Source organism: Paenibacillus sp. GXUN7292 (genome assembly GCF_050864975.1).
In the GTDB taxonomy this organism is placed as follows: domain Bacteria; phylum Bacillota; class Bacilli; order Paenibacillales; family Paenibacillaceae; genus Pristimantibacillus.
Genome location: NZ_JBOZWO010000009.1, coordinates 67258 through 86718 on the forward strand (window position 1 = coordinate 67258; position 19461 = coordinate 86718).

Annotated in this window: 14 protein-coding genes; 3 read left to right on the forward strand and 11 right to left on the reverse strand. The window is 44.1% G+C overall.

Annotated elements, in window-relative coordinates; translation table 11 throughout:
* Positions 1 to 69: 69 nt before the first annotated feature.
* Genes ACRRU2_RS10185 through ACRRU2_RS10195 form a run of 3 tightly spaced genes read right to left on the reverse strand, consistent with a single transcriptional unit; the run spans position 70 to position 4431 of the window.
* Positions 70 to 1926, reverse strand: a complete 1857-nt coding sequence (locus tag ACRRU2_RS10185) for an ABC transporter ATP-binding protein (protein WP_432501286.1) — start codon at positions 1924 to 1926, stop codon at positions 70 to 72.
* Positions 1907 to 3664 carry an ABC transporter ATP-binding protein gene (locus ACRRU2_RS10190; RefSeq protein WP_432501289.1) on the reverse strand — a complete coding sequence of 586 codons (1758 nt, stop codon included), beginning with the start codon at positions 3662 to 3664 and terminating at the stop codon, positions 1907 to 1909. Before ACRRU2_RS10190 ends, ACRRU2_RS10185 begins: the two co-directional genes overlap by 20 nt.
* 29 nt (positions 3665 to 3693) lie before the next feature.
* Positions 3694 to 4431, reverse strand: coding sequence for a PadR family transcriptional regulator (locus ACRRU2_RS10195; RefSeq protein ID WP_432501291.1), 738 nt, complete (start codon positions 4429 to 4431; stop codon positions 3694 to 3696).
* A 116-nt stretch (positions 4432 to 4547) separates the two neighbouring features.
* On the opposite strand from ACRRU2_RS10195, the gene ACRRU2_RS10200 reads away from it, so the two are divergent.
* A complete protein-coding gene (locus ACRRU2_RS10200) occupies positions 4548 to 5702 on the forward strand; it encodes a serine hydrolase domain-containing protein (RefSeq protein WP_432501293.1) in 1155 nt (384 codons plus the stop codon).
* A 902-nt stretch (positions 5703 to 6604) separates the two neighbouring features.
* On the opposite strand, the gene ACRRU2_RS10205 is transcribed toward ACRRU2_RS10200, so the two are convergent.
* The 4 genes from ACRRU2_RS10205 to ACRRU2_RS10220 form a co-directional block, all read right to left on the reverse strand.
* Positions 6605 to 7543 carry an AEC family transporter gene (locus tag ACRRU2_RS10205; protein WP_331699670.1) on the reverse strand — a complete coding sequence of 313 codons (939 nt, stop codon included), beginning with the start codon at positions 7541 to 7543 and terminating at the stop codon, positions 6605 to 6607.
* Between the two features lie 3 nt (positions 7544 to 7546).
* Positions 7547 to 9037: a methyl-accepting chemotaxis protein gene (locus ACRRU2_RS10210; protein WP_432501296.1), complete on the reverse strand. Its 1491-nt coding sequence runs from the start codon at positions 9035 to 9037 to the stop codon at positions 7547 to 7549.
* Between the two features lie 106 nt (positions 9038 to 9143).
* The gene (locus tag ACRRU2_RS10215) at positions 9144 to 10061 is read right to left on the reverse strand and encodes an EamA family transporter (RefSeq protein WP_432501298.1); all 918 of its coding nucleotides are present in this window, start codon (positions 10059 to 10061) and stop codon (positions 9144 to 9146) included.
* A 224-nt stretch (positions 10062 to 10285) separates the two neighbouring features.
* Positions 10286 to 10654, reverse strand: coding sequence for an ArsR/SmtB family transcription factor (locus ACRRU2_RS10220; protein WP_331699674.1), 369 nt, complete (start codon positions 10652 to 10654; stop codon positions 10286 to 10288).
* 169 nt (positions 10655 to 10823) lie between these two features.
* On the opposite strand from ACRRU2_RS10220, the gene ACRRU2_RS10225 reads away from it, so the two are divergent.
* Positions 10824 to 10985 (forward strand): hypothetical protein, encoded by a 162-nt coding sequence (locus ACRRU2_RS10225; protein WP_432501300.1) that lies wholly within the window; start codon positions 10824 to 10826, stop codon positions 10983 to 10985.
* A 68-nt stretch (positions 10986 to 11053) separates the two neighbouring features.
* Here ACRRU2_RS10225 and ACRRU2_RS10230 read toward each other — a convergent pair whose 3' ends face one another.
* The 3 genes from ACRRU2_RS10230 to ACRRU2_RS10240 all read right to left on the reverse strand — a co-directional run bounded on the left by ACRRU2_RS10230 (position 11054) and on the right by ACRRU2_RS10240 (position 13984).
* Complete coding sequence (locus ACRRU2_RS10230) at positions 11054 to 11350, reverse strand: DUF6509 family protein (RefSeq protein ID WP_432501302.1); 297 nt, start codon at positions 11348 to 11350, stop codon at positions 11054 to 11056.
* Between the two features lie 676 nt (positions 11351 to 12026).
* On the reverse strand, positions 12027 to 12959 hold the full coding sequence (locus ACRRU2_RS10235) for a manganese-dependent inorganic pyrophosphatase (RefSeq protein WP_432501304.1): 933 nt from the start codon (positions 12957 to 12959) through the stop codon (positions 12027 to 12029).
* 158 nt (positions 12960 to 13117) lie between these two features.
* Positions 13118 to 13984, reverse strand: coding sequence for an AraC family transcriptional regulator (locus tag ACRRU2_RS10240; RefSeq protein ID WP_331699679.1), 867 nt, complete (start codon positions 13982 to 13984; stop codon positions 13118 to 13120).
* Positions 13985 to 14102: 118 nt separating this feature from the next.
* Between ACRRU2_RS10240 and ACRRU2_RS10245 the strand changes: the two genes are divergently transcribed.
* Complete coding sequence (locus ACRRU2_RS10245) at positions 14103 to 15224, forward strand: glycoside hydrolase family 88 protein (RefSeq protein WP_331699680.1); 1122 nt, start codon at positions 14103 to 14105, stop codon at positions 15222 to 15224.
* Between the two features lie 355 nt (positions 15225 to 15579).
* Here ACRRU2_RS10245 and ACRRU2_RS10250 read toward each other — a convergent pair whose 3' ends face one another.
* Positions 15580 to 19461, reverse strand: a complete 3882-nt coding sequence (locus tag ACRRU2_RS10250) for an S-layer homology domain-containing protein (RefSeq protein WP_432501307.1) — start codon at positions 19459 to 19461, stop codon at positions 15580 to 15582.

Genomic DNA, 19461 nt, shown 5'->3' on the forward strand with positions numbered 1-19461 from the left:
AATTAAAACGCAAAAAAAATCGCCCATCCAAAGGATGAGCAATTTCAATGCACTTTTTTTATTTTCCGCCTAATTCACCACATTTGCAGTATGCTTCTCACTTTCCATCGCATGAGTATAAAGATCATAATAATGCCCTTTATTTTTCAGAAGCTGCTTATGATTGCCCTGCTCTACAATTTCTCCGTGGCTCATCACAATGATCCGGTCGGAATGAACAATCGTGGATAAGCGGTGTGCGATTACAATCGTCGTTCTGCCCTGGGATGCGATATCGAGCGCTTGGGAAATAAGCTGTTCCGTCTGCGAATCAAGATTGGCGCTCGCTTCGTCAAGAATAAGAATTTTCGGCTTGAATACAAGTATTCTGGCAAAGGATATGAGCTGACGCTCACCTGCCGAAAGACCGCTGCCTCTCTCGGAAAGTATCGTATCAAATCCATTCTCCATTCTCATTATGATCGGCATAGCCCCGACAAAACGGCAAGCCTCGATAACCTCCTCGCGGGAGATCGATTCATCAAACATTCGCACATTGTCAATTATCGTTCCAGAATACAAATACGGCTCCTGCTGCACAAGACCAACGATTCGATGCAGCTCTGCCTGCGGAATATGTCTCACATCCACCTTATCAATCTCCACATTGCCTTTCTGCACATCATAGAAGCGGCAAAGCATGCTGATCAGCGAGCTTTTGCCCGCTCCAGTCGTACCGACGACGCCGATCATCTCTCCTGCTGCAATATGCAAATCGAGCGACTTAATGACTGGAATGCCATTGGCGTAGGCAAAAGAAATACTGTTAAAATCTACAGCGCCCTTCACCTCCTGAAGGGTTAACGGCTGATTGCCTTCTTTTTCATACTTGGCTGCCAGCTCATCGGTTACTTCCGGCTTAATCGCAAAAACAGACCATATCCGTGACATCGCAACCGTTGCGGATTGCAAGGTATTCCACTGTTGAGTAATCGTATTAATAGGCTGGAAAAACTGGCGAATGTACGTAATAAACGCATAAAGCACGCCGAATTCAAGCTCATGGCTAAGCACAGCTCTTCCGCCAATCCACGTAACAAGCGCAATCGTTAGATTCGACAGCAGCTCGAATGTGCGGCCAAAAATAACGTTCGTTCTAATCTCGCGCAGATTAGCGCTGAAATACGACTGATTTTTTTCAACAAACTGCTTTTCCTGCTCCTTTTGCTGGTGGAATACTTGAATAAGATTCATGCCATTTAAATTTTCCGCAACGAAAGCGACCATGCGCGACAATCTCGAGCGAGTAAGCTGATACGTCTTTCTCATATAGGAACGGAATAATATAGCGATTGTAAAAATAATCGGCAGCAGAATCAAGCAATATACAGCCAACTGCTCATCAAGCTGAAACATCATTACCAAAATAAAAATAAGCATTAATCCGTCACGAAACAGACTTAATAACACCTGATTAAAAAATTGATTCAACGCTTCGGTATCACTTGATACATTCGTGATTAAGCTGCCGCTGGAAACCTTATCAAAATAGCTCATTGAAAGCTTCGAAATATGCGAGAAAAGCTGCTTGCGAATGCCGGCAACAATATTTTGCCCTACATACTGCAGCAGGTTACTTTGCAAATAAGTAAATAAAAAGCTCGTCAGCGACAGTCCAAAATAAATAGCGCAAATGATAATGAGCTGCTTATAATCCTGTTTGCCTGCCAATAAATTGTCATCGATTGCAACCTTCATTAAATAAGGCTGCAATAAATCAGATAGGATAGCTATAACGCTGCAGAAGAAAACACCCAGCACCGCTATACGAAACGGCTTCATATACACGAGTAATGTCCGGAATGCCGGAACATACTGTGCTTTTGCGCTTTCAGCCTGTCCCTTCGTTCTTAAGCCTTCCTGCCAGTTATGTTGCTGAGGCCGCATTATAATCGCCCTCCTTCTGTATCGCGTATAACTGTGCGTATAGGCCGTCTTCCTTCAATAGCTGCTTATGAGTGCCGCGGCCTACAATTTCCCCTTCATCCATTACAATTATTTCATCCGCATGTTTAATCGCGCTTATTCGATGAGCAATAATAATCGTCGTCTTGCCCCGTCTTTCTTTTTTAATAGAATCAATTATTTTGCTTTCCGTTACGGCATCAACAGCACTGACGCTATCATCAAGAATAAGAATTGGCGCCTTCGTAATAAGTCCTCTTGCCAAGCTCGTTCTTTGCCTTTGTCCGCCAGACAGCGTAAGCCCTCTTTCTCCAAGCTTCGTCTCAAATTGATCAGGTAGCGCCACAATATTATCGTAAATCTGTGCCTGCCGGGCAGCCTCCTGCACTTCTTTTAAATCAGAGCTGCGATCAAAAAAAGCGATATTGTCACGCAGCGATGTGCTGAATAAGAAGCCGTCCTGCGGAACATAGCCTATCCCTGTACGCAGGTCTTTGAGCGATAGCTGGCGGATGTCCTCGCCGCCGATAAAGATTGTGCCTGCAGGCGCATCATAAGTGCGCAGCAGCAGCTTCATTAAAGTAGTCTTGCCGCTACCCGTTCGCCCAATAATGCCTACCGTCATGCCAGGCGTAATGTTAAGATTAATATCCTTTAGAACAGGCGCCGCTGTGCTGCGATAAGAAAAATTCAAACTGCTAATAACAATCGGCGAGCGCTGAAACTCCACCTGCTTCGGCTGCTCCAGTTCTATAATTTCCGAGGTCGTAGACAACAGCTCATTAAGGCGTTCCAACGAGGCTCGCGAGCGCTGAATCGAATTAATGACATTGCCAATTTGCTGCAAAGGGTTCATAAGCATACGGATATAAAGCGTCAACGATACAAAGTTACCGATTGAAATTTGATTATTTATTGTCAAATAACCGCCAAATGCCAGCGCTATAACTAACGAAATCGTGCCAAGAAAAGGGATTAGCGCCTGAAAAAAAGACGATACGCGAACGAGCCGCAGCTGTTCCTGCCTAATATTATCGACAGTGCCGCCGAAACGCCCGTTCATAATCGGTTCCACTGCAAACTTTTTCGTAACGCGAATGCCGCCAAATTGCTCCTCAGCTGTTTCCGTCATTTTGCCAAGCGCCTCTTGCACTCTACGGGATCGCTGCTTAATAAGAGGACCTAGCGTCGTCACAATAATCGGAATGAACAGAATAGGGACAACTGATGCCAATATTAAATAAAAAGGAATTCCGATAATCAGCATCATCGATACGGTTGACACTAATAGGATCGTCGCGTTAGCCGCCTGATTAATTCCCATCGAAATCGATTCTCTCACAGCGGTTACATCATTCATGAAATAGCTGAGCAGCTTGCCGACGCCATTTTTGGAATAAAATCGCTCGCTCAGGCTAGTGAAATGGCGAAACAGTCTACCGCGTACGATATATTCAAACTTTCTGCCGACACGCATAATGAGATACATGGCAACGCCGTTGAAAATAACATGCCCTACCCCTACCAGAAGAAGCAGTGCGCTGTATTGCAAAATCATGTCGGATGATAGCCCTTCAATGCTAAGCTTATCTGTAAATTGACCGAGCAACTTAGGAAAAAAAACATGAAAAACATTCGCCACCAAATGAAACATGATGGAAAAAGCGTAAATATACCAGGATTTCCGAAAAAAATCGGCCAAAATCCTTTGAGATTTCATATAAAAATCACTTCCTGCTACGTTAAGGTTTAGCTTTCTTCCTCTTCCAGCAGTTCATAAAGCGAGTTGCGAAGCTGATTCAAAATAAAGCGAAACTGCACAGCTTTATCCCCATCGCTAATAGCCGCCCGCTCCGCCGCCTTTAGAAGATGAAGAAGCTCCCTGCCTGCCGGTGTCAATCGGCGATTTCGTTTATGGCCTTGATGCTGCTCATGCTCATCAGCCTGAGCTTCAGCATTGCCGTCTTGCTCTACATGCGCGGCATGCTGCTTTTCCTCTCTTGCCTCAGTTTTTTCGTTTACTTCTTTAATATCAGCAGGCTGCTGTATTCCCTCGGTCGCTTCCGACTCCTGCTGATCCATCGCTTCCCGTTCCTGCTGCAAAAAGGCAGCACCATCCTCTGTAATCGAGAATACTTGCTTGCCGCTTTGCTTCGCAGAGCTTATAAAGCCTTGATCTCGAAGCATCTGAAGCGTTGGATAAATTGTGCCTGCACTCGGTTTGTACAATCCGCCGGATTGCTCCTCAAGCGCTTTCATCATTTGGTAGCCATGCATCGGCTCTTGACTAAGCAGCTCCAGTAAGGCAAACTTCACTCCTCCGCGGCTAAAATATCTTCTCCCTGAAGCGCTTCCTTCTCTTCTTGTTTCAGCATTAACAAATAAACGCTCTTCAGGCAGCCATTGCTGTTCCAGTTGAAACCCTCCTTCCACAATACGATATATCGAATTATTAATATCGTATCCGATATATCGTATTAAAATCAATAGTTTTTTTTACGATTTTTATAAGATTCTCTTGCACAAACAGTAAAAGCATGTCCATTACTTATTCCAATAGCTTTAAGGTATAATGAATACATCACAGATAGGAGGTCATTATTTTGCAGCTTAACCAAACAAATATAAAAACGCAGCAGCCCCCTTACGATCTCAATAAGCTAGGAACTATGCTCAACGAAGAAAATATTTCGTGGAGCTTTCGAAATATGAAGCACATCATGCCAAGGCAAGATATTAAAGCACCAGCAGAAAAATTCCGTTATCAAGAAAACAAGCAGCAAGTATACGATATACACTATGAAGTAGACGGGAAGCTTCTCAGTGTCGGACACTTTTTACAAAAAGTTTTTGCAACAGGATTCCTCGTCATAAAGGATGACAAGATTGTCGCAGAACAATACGTGAACGGTTATACGGAGCAATCTACTGCTCATTCCATGTCAGTTGCCAAGTCTATCGTGTCGGCTTTAGTAGGAATTGCTGTTGACGAGGGTGCCATTAATGATATCCATGATTCCGTAACCAAATATTTGCCTGAATTAATAGGCAGCGGCTATGATGGCACGACGGTTAAAAACATTTTACAAATGTCTTCTGGCGTCAAGTTCAACGAGGATTACTCAGATAAGGATGCCGAGATACATACCTTTTTAATTGATATATTTGGTGAAAAAGCACTGCCAATCCAGCACTATATTGAGGGGCTTACTAAAGAAACAAATCCTGGCGTATTTCAGTATAAAAGCGTCGACACTCAAGTGCTAGCTATGCTGATCGAACGCGCGACTGGTCGCAAGCTCTCCGCTTATTTGGAGGAAAAAATTTGGCAGCCGCTGGGCATGGAGCATGATGCTTATTGGAATACCGACCTTCATGGCACCCCTATCGCATTTGCATTTGTAAATGCAACATTACGTGACTACGCCAAAATCGGCAGACTGTACTTGAATAACGGTCAATGGAACGGTAAAAAAATCATATCTGAGCAATGGATCAAAGCTTCCATAGAGCCAGATCGAGCTGATCTTCAACCGGGTGCAGCACGCGAATTTTTCGGCTATGGATATCAATGGTGGAAGCCGCTGGGCAGCGACGGTACAGAGTTTATGGCACGAGGAATTTACGGTCAGCATATTTTCGTCAATCAGCGCGAAAATGTCATCATTGTCAAATCCGGCGTAGATCCGACCATTTTTAGCGTGCACGATTATGAAGCGGTTCTTGCTTATCGTGCGATTATTAATCAGTTGAAGTAAAATGCCGCAAACATTTCGCGAAATGTGCCAAAAGTAGTTTTAAGCCATTTTGAGGTGGCGCCCGCCAGTTCTGTATGATATTTCATATACAATTGTGTTTTTCGGAGCATTTCAGCGTATTCTATATGAAATTTCATATACATTCATCCGTTTTCAGGCGGCGCCCGCCAGTTCTTTATGAAATTTCATATACAATTGTGTTTTTCTGGGCACTTCAGCGTATTTTATATGAAATTTCATATACATTCGTCCATTTTGAGGTGGCACCCACCAGTTCTGTATGATATTTCATATACAATTGTGTTTTTCGGGACATTTCAGCGTATTCTATATGAAATTTCATATACATTCAGCCATTTTGAGGTGGCACCCACCATTTAAGTATGAAATTTCATATACAATTGTGTTTTTCTGGGCACTTCAGCATATTCTATATGAAATTTCAATATACATTCAGCCATTTCGAGGTGGCACCCACCATTTGTGTATGAAATTTCATATACAATTGTGTTTTTCGGGACATTTCAGCGTATTCTATATGAAATTTCATATACATTCATCCGTTTTCAGGCGGCGCCCGCCAGTTCTGTATGAAATTTCATATACATTCGTTCGTTTTGAGGTGGCGCCCGCCAGTTCTGTATGATATTTCATATACAATTGTGTTTTTCGGAGCATTTCAGCGTATTCTATATGAATTTTCATATACATTCATCCGTTTTCAGGCGGCGCCCGCCAGTTCTGTATGAAATTTCATATACAATTGTGTTTTTCGGGACATTTCAGCGTATTCTATATGAAATTTCATATACATTGGGCCGCCCCCGTAACAAACAAAAAGATCGCCTCCCTTGCCTGCTAACATAACAGGGGGAGCGATCTTTTTCCATTTCCAGCATGCTTCAACCTTGCAATAAATAAATGACGACCGTTACCGTAATAATACTGACAAGAGTAGATAAAAAGACGGATTGCGAAGCAAATTCCGGCTCATTATCGAACTCTACCGCTAATAATACACTGCTAAGCGAGGTCGGTACTGCCGATGAAACTATCAGCGCAGCAGCGATCACACGGTCTACTCCTATTGTAAGATCTAGCAAAAATACAATAAAAGCTGCTAATGCCGGACCTGCAACAAGACGTAAGGTAGTAGAAATGCTTACATCTATCAGCTGTGCTTTTTTAATTCTCCAATCCATATTGCCAAGCTGTACGCCTAGCGTAATAAGCGCCGTACCTATAAAGGCATTATATAAATACTCAATAGGCGTCATGATCGGCTGCGGAATCGGTACTTGGAACCCTCGCAGAGCTAAGGCAATTGGAATGACGTAAATAATCGGCATCGAAACAATCGTTTTCCATACCTGTCTCATATCTGCTTTGTGGGCATTCACATTGTATATGCCATATGTGTTTGGTATTAGAGACTGAGCCATCATAATGATTACCTGTACAGCAAGCGTCACAGGGTTTCCCGCAAATGCGAGCTGATTAAGCGGAATCCCATAGTTCGCACTATTATAAAACAATACTGAATTACGCATGGAGCTTTTCATACTCGGCCCATATCCGCGAAGACGAATCACGGCTTCTACAACGGCATACTGCAAAAACATAAACAACACTAAAAATAAAATCGTCATGCCTACCAAAGAGCCTGAGATTTCTGTTGTATATAGCAGTTGAAACATAAACGCCGGTGAAAATAAATAGAAATTCAGCTTAGATAATGTTTTAATATCAAGTTTGAATGCTTTTTGTAAAATGACCCCTAGTAGAATCATGATCCCCATAGGAAGCACATTCGTCAATAATATATGAATAAATATCGTCATGTTTTACTTTCTGTTATCCGCTCCAACAAGCAGCTTCAGTTCAACTAGCAACTGATCCAGCTTAGCATATTCATCTACGATGAAATGAATCTTTGCATTTTGCGTATCCATGCTGGCATGCACTTCTTGTACGGAGGCCATATTTTGTTCTGTCGTCGCTGCAATATGAATCATCTCATCCGCCATTACAGTATACTCATGATGCAATTGATTGGCCGAACTGCCGACCTCGCTTGATTGCTCGCGAGTAAGCTGCATATTGCGATTAATTTTGTCTGTTTGTTCCCTAACCTGTTCCGCTTCCTCGCTGCTCGTTACAATTGTAGCATGCCCCTCCTCAACCTGATGAAAAACAGCTTCGATCTGCGAACGGATACTTAGCAATATTTGCGAAATTTCATCTGCGGAATGTCGTGCGGAATCAGCAAGCTTTCTTACCTCGCCGGACACCACAGTGAAGCCGCGGCCATGCTCGCCTGCTCTGGCTGCTTCAATAGCAGCGTTAAGCGCTAACAAATTCGTCTGCTCAGAAATTTGGCTGATCGTGTCAACAATGGTGCTGACCTGTTCGTTCTGCTCATGCAGCTGCTGCATCATCTCTGATGTTCGAGCAATAATAGCACGAACCGTTTCTATTCTATGAGAAAGATGTTCCATTTGCTTACTGTTAAGATCAGTAAGCTGCTCATTCTGCTCGGCATAATAAACCATTTGCTTGGAGCTTTCACTCATTTGTTTAATGCCGGAATCGATTTGCTGCGCAGAATCGTTAATACTAAGCACGCTGCCTGTTTGCTTCTCTATAGCAGCTGTCATCTCACGGAAAGTAGAGGTCACTTCTTCAGAGATTCGGCTGGCGGCATTCATTTGCTCCTTTTGATTGCCGCTGAATTCTGATAATACCAGAATAGAAGCTTGCAGCTTGCCAAGCAATGACTCTGCCATATTGCGGGAATTTTGCGCTTCCTGCTCACGATCTGTAATCTGCTTTTGCAGCTTCTGAGTAAAGGTTGCGGAGAACGCCAGCCCCACTGTTGCAAACACTAAATAAAGGAACAAATAAACTAAAGAATCGTTCGGGAAAATCGCTTGACGCAGCATATCGTCATTAAAAATATAAGTCGTTAATAAAGCGCTGAGCACACCCGTCAGTATAATCGGTTTATAATCGGAATAAAGCGTTATAATAGCCAGATTAACGTAAACCAGAAAGTATGTGCTTACTATCGGGTTAGGATCAGCTAAAATTAACATTGAAGCGATAATGCTTAAATTGACAGGCACAATATACTTCACATATGCTGTAAGCCAGTTGCGATACGTCATTGCTGTAATGATCACATTCATTGCCCCGCCTACGACTAGCAAAGTTAATACAATGCGCAGGTTTAGCCCAATTGCAAGGTCAGTAATGACCCCTAATGCCAGCAGCCCCCATAAAATCTTAGTAAGAAGCCTGTTGCGTTTATCTAATTCTGACTGCTCTGCCTTCATCCTCAACCACCTGTCCTATTATTGTTACAACCTTCCATATAGGAATATTGTCCTAAAAATTTTATAATAGGAACTATAATTTGGCAATGATTGGACAGGGATATTTTTAAGCACCAAATAACCTCATAATAATGATTCCTGCGAAAGCGATAGAAATGCCTGCCACTTCGGCCTTTGAAAACTTTTCCTTTACTACAAAACGGGTATAAAGCAGTACAATCAGCACACTTGAAGCAGAAACAGCAGATACTAGCCCTGTTTTTCCATGATCAAAGGCTGTCAGCAGCAGCATCATGCCTACTGCATTCGTAATCCCGACACCAAGCCCGACGACAAACGTTTTGCTAATGCTCCAAGAACCCTCCTTGGCAGCAGCTATATAACTGTTGCTACCCTGGTTGCCGGCCGCCGCCAGCTGCTGCGTGCGCTGCATTTCTGCACGCCTGTCGCGCATCCACCATGCCCCAAAGCAAATGCTGCCTGTAATAAACATGAAAAACATCGTAGGAAACAGCTCTGCTGACAGAATCGTTGACCATTTGCCGGATAAATCATTGAAAGCAAACAATATCATAGCGAGCAATCCCCACTGAGCGCCTTGCAAATTGCGCAGTGTAATATCATTTGAATAACGCACTAACAATATGCCGGATACGATGATGACAAAAGAAATCCACTGCATCACTTGCGGCTGCTCGTTCCAAAAAACAAGTGCTAATATAACAACGAACACAGGCGGCAAAGCAGTAAGAATCGCAACCAATGACGCCTTTCCTTCTGCAAAGCCTTTAAACATGCTCGCATTGGCGCCGAAAGAGAACAGCCCCATCATTACACCGACCAAACATGCCGTCGTCCACTCTGACGAAAACATTAGAGCACCGGCAAGGTTAATAATAGCACCGCTTGTAAACGTCCCAAACAATAATAAATTTCGGCTAAGCGGCTGCTGGCTTGTCCAATGGTACAAAATGCCTCTAAGCCCGAAACAAAAAGCTGCTAAAATCGAAAACGTAAGCCACATATAGCATTCTCTCTCCCTTTCTCTCTATGAAAACCTGCGCTGCCGTTCCAAACAATTGCAATTAAGGCTATTAAACGTTCAAAACTTGCAGACTCTTAAATATTACAAAGAGTAAATCGTATAAATGCGCATTTCGAGCTTCATACAGCAATAAAACCACGACTGCAATACTTCTTCAAAAGAAGAAGTATTCACCATCGTGGCCACAAACATAATCACTGCTATTAATCGTGACTTACATGCTGCAAGGTAAGCAGAAATATTTGCTCGACATGATCATCATCCAAAGAATAATAGACGGTCTTGCCGACCTTTCTCCGCTTCACAAATCTCATATTGCGCAGCAGCCGCAGCTGATGCGATACGGCCGATTGCCCCATCCCAAGCACCTGAGTCAAATCATGCACGCATAGCTCACATTGCAGCAAGGCATGTACAATTCGAATACGTGTCGGATCGCCCAGCGTCTTAAATAAATCGGCAAGCTCAGTAGCAACGCTGTCTTCCACTAATTTGCTGCGCACCTCAGCGACATCGACTTCTGTGCCTGCGCAGGAATCGTCGCAAGCGCTGCTCAATAAGTCTTTTTCCATTTATCATCCCACCATTGCATGTTCATGTACATCATTATAGCATTGAACTAACTTTCCCGGCAGCATGTCCAGCCTTTATAATATAAATAAAGAACAGATCGCCGACCGGCAATATGCTATTTTATGCTAAACTTCAAATATCAATGTAACACTCAGGAGGAATCCACCAATGCTGACTTTAAAAGAAAAGCTGTACCTGCTGCAGCTTCTAAAAAAAGAAAAGCGCAAGCGCTTCTGGAGCTTTAAAAAAAACGATCCCGTTCATCAGCAGCTTACTGAAAAACTTGAGCAAATGATTCGCAATGAGCAGGTAAACAAGGCTCATCTTTAAGCAAATACTTAGCTTAGGCATTCAATAAAAGTCTAGAATATTGATCCAGCTATTAGTCTTGCTGCAGCCTAAGCTTCCTTTTCACTCAATTGCTCCCTGCAGAAAGCTTCTACCATCGCCAATTCCTCTACTTCCATATCAAGCGCAATATATTGATTGGTTGAAGCATTTAGAAACTCATACTTTGCAATCGTTATTATGCCGTCCTGTACAGCAGCAATTACACGCAAAACTACGCCAGACTCTTCATAAAGCTCGTCCTCTTCATCGATTTGCAGGTCGAGCATAAATTCATATCTTTCTCCAGCAATAATACCATAAGGGTCTTTTAATTGCTCTATACTAAATTCGGTAATTTCAAACATAAGTAATCCTCATCTCTAACTTTAATGATGTGTTGCAAAGTAATCGAAAGGGATGTTACTACGATCAAGTTTGGGATTCCGACCACTGTTGTAGTCCAATTTTTTTGATGAAATAACCCCTGTAAAGGATAAAATTGGCCTACAAAGGCGGACGCTCTCGCTTCTCCATTCCCAAATCTTGCTCTTCGTTCCCCTTTCTTTTTGCTTGCCAATCGTGCCAATAATTAATCGACACCCTCCTGAGAAGCACTATGTGGCCAAATTCGGCAGTCCAGTTTCTTTTTGACCATACAGTTTTACTCTCAACTCCCCTACTAAAGGGATTTCTTGTACTTAGATTTGCCATTTTCGATATTTTTTTAAATCTAAATGGATTTTATGTAGTTAGATTGAGCAAATCTAGCCAAAAAGCAGAAAATGCTCGAGACTAAGTACATGTTTTCCCTTTAGAGCAGCATATTTACCTAAAAAGCCTAAACTAGATGCACAAATTCCACTTAGATTAACCAAGATACCTACTCGCACCGCAATTTTACCAAGGCATGTGGTTGATCGCCGTCAAGCAGCACCGCACCAGCACTAGGATACTGTGCGATCGCATAATTTTCCACCAGGCATTTTCAAAAAAACAGTCTGGAGAGTGCGACTCTCCAGACTGCGATGCTTATAAATGAACCTACATTTGACTAAGCGTCTCAGTAAGTACAGGAACGATTTGAGATTTACGGGAAACGACGCCTTTAAGTACAGCTTGTTTGTTTTCAAGCGATACGTTGAAAGCTTTCTCCACAGCAGCAGCTTGAGCTCCCAGCGCTAGGCCAATAGAATCATTGTTCAAAATGTCAGTTACGACAAGCAAGAACAAATCCAGCTCTTTCGCCGCGATTTTCTCATTAAGCGCAGCTTCAAGCTCAGCTTGACGGCTAAGCACATCATTCGTATCCACGGCATTAACCTGAGCAATTTCTACTTTATAGCTGCTCATTGCAAATTCCTTGGCATCGATCGTAATAAGCTGTTCGATCGTTTTGTCGCTAAGGTCAGCGCCAGCTTTGAGCATCTCAAGACCGTAAACTTCAGCATTAACGCCAGCAATTGCCGCCAATTCCTTCGCAGCTGCTACATCCTGCTCTGTGCAAGTAGGTGACTTAAATAACAATGAATCGGAAATAATAGCGGAAAGCATAAGTCCTGCCATCTCTTTGCTTACAGAAACGCCGTTTTCTTTATATAGCTTGTTCAATATAGTAGCCGTGCAGCCAACAGGCTCAGCACGGAAGTATAACGGACCGCTCGTTTCAAAGTTAGCAACTCTATGATGATCAATAACTTCGATTACTCGTACTTTTTCAATGTCGGTAGCGCTTTGCTGACGCTCGTTATGGTCAACCAGAATAACTTCATTAACCTCTTCGGATACAAGCTCCACATAGCGCGGCGCTTCCACTCCAAAGTAGTTAAGCGCGTATTGCGTCTCGCCATTAACGTCTCCAAGCCGTACAGCTTCTGCATTCATGCCGAGCTTGCTCTTAAGGTCTGCATATACAAGTGCAGATGTTATCGTATCAGTATCCGGATTTTTGTGTCCAAATATAAGTACTTTTTCCATTATTCAAGTGCTCCTTACGTTTTATAAATTTAAGTACACAGCTTCTAACTGATTTTCTACCCTTCATTATAACCTCAAAATATTATTATTCCTACTAGTTCAGCCAAGAAAAACACCTTAACACTTCTTGCCCGTAACAGATTTCCTGTTTTTTTATTTTAAAATGAGTTGCGTTTGCGATATTGCAATGGCGTGCAGCCTACCCATTTTTTGAACTGCTGAATAAAATGTGACGGAATCGGCCAACCTACCCTTTCTCCAATCTCTGCTACAGACAACGATTCATCCATAAGCAAATGACAGGCTTCCTTGCTGCGCAGCGCAAGCAAATATTCTGTAACGGTATGACCAGTCTCCTCTTTGAATAGGTGTGAAATATAATATTTGGACAAATGCAGCTCACTAGCCAATCTTTCCAGCTCAAACGGCTCGGCATAATGCTTTTCAATCCATGTCAAAATCGCTTCTGTATGGGACATCACTCTAGGCATTGTGGCTTCGATAGAAATAGCTAATGTAGCCATCTCTTGCTGCAAATATTGGAGCAGCTGAATGACGAGCAGCGCGTAATGCTCCTGCTGCTTATCTCTGTCCCGCGTATGATGGTTTTCAAAAAACAAAAGATTTTCTTCAATCGGATACCGACTTGCCATGCCAAAAAATGCTTGCTGAGAAAGCTGCCCTTTCCACAAATACATCAGAACCTGCTCCAGCTGTTTGTATGGTTTAATGTATGGCAGCAGCGCGATCGGATCAAATTGAAATACGCTTCTTAAGTAAGGATCAACCGTAGTATTCATTGCACGAACATGATGCAGCTGGTAAGGCTGGAAAATAAACAAGGAACCCGGCTCCATCCGGTATACATGCTGAGGAATCGTCACTGAGCCGTTCCCTTCATGAACAATTAGAAATTCAATACCGCCGTGCGTATGGAAGTAACCTTTATAGTTAATTTCTGCTTCCGTAAAAAATTTCCCGTGAAATGGATTATCCTGAAAATTAATTGTCTCAAGCCTGTTCACAGTACCCCTCCGTCCAACCGCAATATAACTACATTTTAACACAAAAGAAATGAACTTTATTTGTGCATTTTTTGTTAAGCTTAGACTAGATTCAAATATGGCATAGGAGAGATGTACGATGTGGAAAGCAGCAATTGAAGACGCAGTTGTAAAAACACGCAACAATATTACTCGCTTCAAAGATCAATATCCTCACGTCAGTGAAAATGATGTCTATCATCTGAACCCAAATAACGAATGGACAGATGGATTTTGGACAGGTTTGCTTTGGCTATGCTATGAGTATTCGAAAGATGAAGTATTCTTGCAAGCTGCCAATAAGGCAACTGAAAGCTTCCGCGAAAGACTGGCGGCCAAGGTTGCGATTGATCACCATGATATTGGCTTCCTATATTCCTTATCCTCCAAAGCGCAATGGATGGTGCAAAAGGATGAGTCTGCGAAAGAGCTAACGATTGCTGCAGCTGATCACTTGATGGGCCGCTGGCGCGAGGAATCGCAAATTATTCAAGCTTGGGGACCAAAAGGCGACGCTGACAATGGCGGACGCATCATTATAGACTGCCTAATGAACCTGCCTCTTCTATATTGGGCTTATGAGCAAACCGGCGACCGTAAATACTATGAAGTTGCTGTTAAGCATGCAGAGAAAAGCCGCCGCTTCCTTGTTCGCGGTGATGACTCTTCCTACCATACTTTTTATTTTAACCAGGAAAATGGGAATGCAATTCGCGGCGGCACGCATCAGGGCTACCAGGACGGATCTACGTGGACTCGCGGACAGGCTTGGGGAATTTACGGCTTTGCACTTTCCTATCATTACACGAAAAATCCTTTGTTCCTGGAAACATCGCTTAGAATGGCCCGCTACTTCCTAGAGCGCTTGCCAGAGGACAATGTGGTTTATTGGGATTTTGATGTTCCTGTTACACCGGATACGAAGCGCGACAGCTCAGCATCAGCAACGACAGCATGCGGAATCTTGGAGCTGCTCAAGCATCTTCCAGCAGATCATCCTGAGCGTGCATTCCTTGAGGACGGCGTAAATCGTTCTATGAAGGGTCTTGTAGAAAAGTATTCCACAATGGGCAAGCCTGATGCTCAAGGCTTGATTGAGCGCGGTTCTTATCACGTTAGAGGCGGAATATCGCCAGACGACTATACAATCTGGGGCGATTACTACTATCTAGAAGCTCTAATGCGTCTTGAAAAAGGACATAAAGGCTACTGGTACGAGTAAAACTGGCAGGCTTCAGTAAAAAAAGGCAATCCCTAAGTCATGAACATGACGGGATTGCCTTTTCTCGTGCGATGGCAACTTGGTCTAAGATTCCGCCGCTGGGAACATGCTTTATTTGTGCTTATAGGACACTTATTCCGTTATTTGCCTCAAAACTGTATTTCGGGGATTTTCACGGACACTCATTCCGTTATTTGCCTCAAATTTGCTGTTTTCGGATTTTCACGGACATACGTTCCGCTATTGGTACAATTTCCGGCTCTTTCCTTGCATTTTTCGAGCAATAGCGGAACGTCTGTCACTATTAGCGTGCAGATAGGGCCATATGAGTACAATAGCGGAACGTCTGTCCAGGTTACGATTCTTTTATTTGCAGCAGTTTCCAAAGGACCATAGCAGTTTCTGACCTTTTGGCACTGCTTTTTGGCGCAAACTGACCGCTGCCTTTGCCCTGCATGATGCCGAGCGAAATGGCCTCAGCGACACCTTCCCTTGCCCAATCCGAAACCTCATTACTGTCTTTAAAATCTTCTAACAAATCAAAGTCCCGTTCTGAAGCAGCTTGACCTGTCATTGCAGCATAGGCACGTACGATCATAATCGCCATTTGCTCACGGCTGATCGGCGCACTCGGCATAAAGCGTTCAGGCGTAACGCCCTTTATGATGCCTGCCTCCGCTGCCGCGGCAACCGCCTCCGCATACCAAGCTCCGCTTGGCACATCTTCAAACCTGGCAGCGCCGGCAGCCTTCAAGCCAAATGCCCTTGTTAACAAAGCAGCAAATTCCGCGCGTGTAGTCAGCGTATCCGGCTTAAAGCGCTGTTCATCCACTCCATCGATTATATGCTTAGCCGCTAAAACTTGGATGGCACGGCCAGCCCAATGCCCAGGCGCAACATCCGCAAAAGAACGGTCCAGCTCCAAGACTGCGTAAATCCCTGTCTGCTTCGCTTCGTAGACCATTTTCCGCTTTTCCTTATCCAGCTTTCCTCCAACATACAGCCATTTGCGGCTTTGATCATCCCAATAATAGATGCCAAGCAATTGTTCATCAATATGATCGGTTGAATATGAAAAGGCCAGCCGCACTTCGTTGGACAATTGGCCGGGATCATCACCTGCCGGCGCTTTTACTTCATACATCTCTCCCCCAAAGGCGAGCTTGCCTGCTCTCGTCATTCCTCCTGCCAGCAGCTGCAAAGCTTTAGCATGCTCAAGCTTTATAACGACAGGTTCTTTTTCGCTTGCTCCATTAGATCCGCCAATAACTCCTGTTCCTTCTGAGCCCGACCCAGGCGGATTGCCTCCGCCGCCAGGTTCTTCTGAATCGGTCTCCCTCACTAGTGCAGCCTTTCCCCATAATCCTCGATTGGTTGCGTTGGAGCTTGTGCCGTTCCATATATATTGCCGCTTGCGGTTAACGCCATCCTCGCTGTCATCGAAGCCGAAATCAAACCTGAATGAGATGCCTTCCTCCGGCTCAATCTGTAAAGCTTCCCACGGTATCGCCGCTTCAAGCATATAGCCAGGCTCATCTTGTTTTGGTGTTACTTCCATTTGCAGCGGCTTTTGCCTGCTGGAATTGAACCAGCGCCAATACGGTTCTGCATTCTCAAGCGCTGCGCTAAAAATAATTTGGCTGTCATAAAATAGAAGCGGTCCATGTGTTGTCATATCGTTCGGTCCAAAGAACAGCTCGACGCCGTCGCCCTTCCATATATTCGCATCGCGGTAATTGTTTTTCATCGGCGTAGGATCGTCGACTTCGGCAAGCATATACAAGTTAGTCTCATCCCATGCAAAATAGAAATCTGCTGTTATCGCCTCTCCCCCGGAACCGCTTACAATATTAGCAGCTGTTAGCGTCGTTTTTTGCGCTGAAGATAAGAAGCTGCTTGCATCCCCGTTGATCGGGATAGGCGTGTCTGTGTAAGGAATATCCATCGTATAGGCGCTTGGCTCCCTCGGCGTATCGCCAAAATCATAATAGTAAGGCTCCTTTAGGCCGAGCATGACGTCATAGATTTGATAATTCGTTTTCATGACTTCTTCCAGAAATATTTTATAAGGACGATCGGCAACATTGACGAGCCCAAAATTGTATTTTTCGCCATTAAAGCCTTCATTCCAGCGGCCTGTCGCCGCTTGATCCAAATAAGAAAACCACTGCGAGCCGACTACAAACCCAAGCGAAGCCGCCCCCTCCACATAGTTACGGTAGCGCAATCCCCTTTCCTGCTGATCAGCTACCAAAATTGGCGATGTGAGGCCTTGCTCTGTCGTGCCAAAGCCCCATTCCGTAAGCATTATCGGCTTGCCGCCTGATGCCTCATGAACATGGCGCAGCATTGTCTTATCCAAATTTTTGGAATAGTGGTTTATGCTGATAACATCCATATAACGGCCTGATGCTTCTGCTAGCCAACCGCGCAGCTTAGGATTGTTCGATGGCGTCGTCAGCCAACGATCGCCTATCAAAAGATGATTGGAATCATATTTGTGAAATATTCTCGCTACTGTCCCATAAAAGCTATCCAAATAGTATTTGAAAAATGCCTCGATATCGGTCTGCGCTTGCAAAGTATCAATAAATAACGGGGCTTCCTTCATTTCTTCAAAGCTTGCAAAGTCTGCATTCCAAGCCTCATTAAGAGCTTCGATCGCGCTGTACTGCTCCTCCAGCTTTTCCACGAAGTGTCCTTTTACAGCAGCCTCGCTTGCTTTCAGCTTCGGCACTTTGGCTATAAATTCATGGTAATGGTATTCATTGCCGAGAAAATACCCGATAATCAGCTTATTGTCTTTGTTCTGTGGAAGCAGGGCGCCGAAAGCTTCATCAAGCTTATCCTCTGCTCCTTCGGCAAATATATCGAAGATTTTAAGGCCAGGTATTTTTGCCCATTCCATGCTGCTTAGCGGCAGAAATGCAACATACGGCGCGCTGAATTCATTGGCTGAAGTTGTTTGCGACCAGCCTCCGACACTGTTGAAGCCCCATTTTCCCAGCCTTGACCAGCTATCCTCGAAAAACTTGCGTGACGTATGCGGCTCGCCGTATTTCTTAATCCGATTTGCCAAATAGTAAGAGAAATAGTCCTTGGCATTTAAAAACGCAGACTTGTATTCACTATTATAAGACGGCAGCCATTCAAACACTTCTTCCCTTCCTGTAACTAGCGTATAGGAATCATTTGGCTGCAGGCCGTTGACCGCCATACTGAAAAATGCATTCCCTTCGGGAGTTGCCATAATGGTGCGCGATCCGGATTGCTGAATGCTGTAAAAGCCTGTAGCATCCAGCCCATACTGCTCCTTGCTGTTCTTCAAACCTCCGTATGGATCCCAATCAGGTGCAGTGAGACTGCCGTAATAAGCAGCGTCAGCTGCCACATCATCTAAAAGCTGCTGTTCATTCGTAATTTTTTCTGGAAAATCAGATGTGATGACTTGGCCAAATCGATCGACAGCAAGATTGCCTTGAGCGTAATACGTATAGCTTTTTACGGCGCTTGGTTCCATGCCTTCTTTTTGGGCGTAGGCTTCCAAAACCGTCTGCTCTGTAAGCGACAGCGGGCCTGAATACAGCAAATATTCCGAATCCGCAGCTGTTTTATAATAGATTTGCGCCCCTTCGGTAGCGCTCGTTAATGTTACGGTAAGCGGAGTGCTGCCAATAATACCGTCTGGCGGATCAGCTGTAACGGAAGCTGTATTCGTATTCAGCATTACTTTTGAAATTTGCGGCGTCCAAGCTTTCTCCGTACCTTTTACTTCGATTTTCAAATAATGCGTTCCAGCAGGAAGCTCGAAGCTTTCGTATAGAAACTGCTGCCAATTGGAAACTGGCTGGCCAACGGCAGATACGTTTGGAGTCAGCTCCGTGTATGAAATACCGTCAGCGGATACTAAAAATCCGTGCTGCTCCATTGACAGGCTCGTTAGAAAAAAGCTGCTGACCGCGAAGCTTTTAAGCTCATAAGGAGTATGATAAACCAAATAGCCCGGATCAATCGTATTGCGCGTCATTCGAGCTGTATCGCCGCCGAAATAGTGGGCATCCGCTGTTTCAATACGGGCGTTTTTACGATCAAAGACGAGACTGAAATTATCTAAATAATCCGTCATGCCTTCTACAGCCGCTGCCGCTGCCATTCTCACGTTAGGAATCGGGACGATTGCCGCAGCCAGCAATGACCATACACATAGCATTGCAGCTAATGTACGCATTTTCATCAT

What these genes read in the sequence shown, in the direction of transcription:
- ACRRU2_RS10185 (WP_432501286.1), bottom strand. Translation starts at nt 1,926, where the DNA reads ATGCGGCCTCAGCAACATAACTGGCAGGAAGGCTTAAGAACGAAGGGA.
- ACRRU2_RS10190 (WP_432501289.1), bottom strand. Translation starts at nt 3,664, where the DNA reads ATGAAATCTCAAAGGATTTTGGCCGATTTTTTTCGGAAATCCTGGTAT.
- ACRRU2_RS10205 (WP_331699670.1), bottom strand. Translation starts at nt 7,543, where the DNA reads ATGACGATATTTATTCATATATTATTGACGAATGTGCTTCCTATGGGG.
- ACRRU2_RS10210 (WP_432501296.1), bottom strand. Translation starts at nt 9,037, where the DNA reads ATGAAGGCAGAGCAGTCAGAATTAGATAAACGCAACAGGCTTCTTACT.
- ACRRU2_RS10215 (WP_432501298.1), bottom strand. Translation starts at nt 10,061, where the DNA reads ATGTGGCTTACGTTTTCGATTTTAGCAGCTTTTTGTTTCGGGCTTAGA.
- ACRRU2_RS10220 (WP_331699674.1), bottom strand. Translation starts at nt 10,654, where the DNA reads ATGGAAAAAGACTTATTGAGCAGCGCTTGCGACGATTCCTGCGCAGGC.
- ACRRU2_RS10225 (WP_432501300.1), top strand. Translation starts at nt 10,824, where the DNA reads ATGCTGACTTTAAAAGAAAAGCTGTACCTGCTGCAGCTTCTAAAAAAA.
- ACRRU2_RS10230 (WP_432501302.1), bottom strand. Translation starts at nt 11,350, where the DNA reads ATGTTTGAAATTACCGAATTTAGTATAGAGCAATTAAAAGACCCTTAT.
- ACRRU2_RS10235 (WP_432501304.1), bottom strand. Translation starts at nt 12,959, where the DNA reads ATGGAAAAAGTACTTATATTTGGACACAAAAATCCGGATACTGATACG.
- ACRRU2_RS10245 (WP_331699680.1), top strand. Translation starts at nt 14,103, where the DNA reads ATGTGGAAAGCAGCAATTGAAGACGCAGTTGTAAAAACACGCAACAAT.
- ACRRU2_RS10250 (WP_432501307.1), bottom strand. Translation starts at nt 19,461, where the DNA reads ATGATGAAAATGCGTACATTAGCTGCAATGCTATGTGTATGGTCATTG.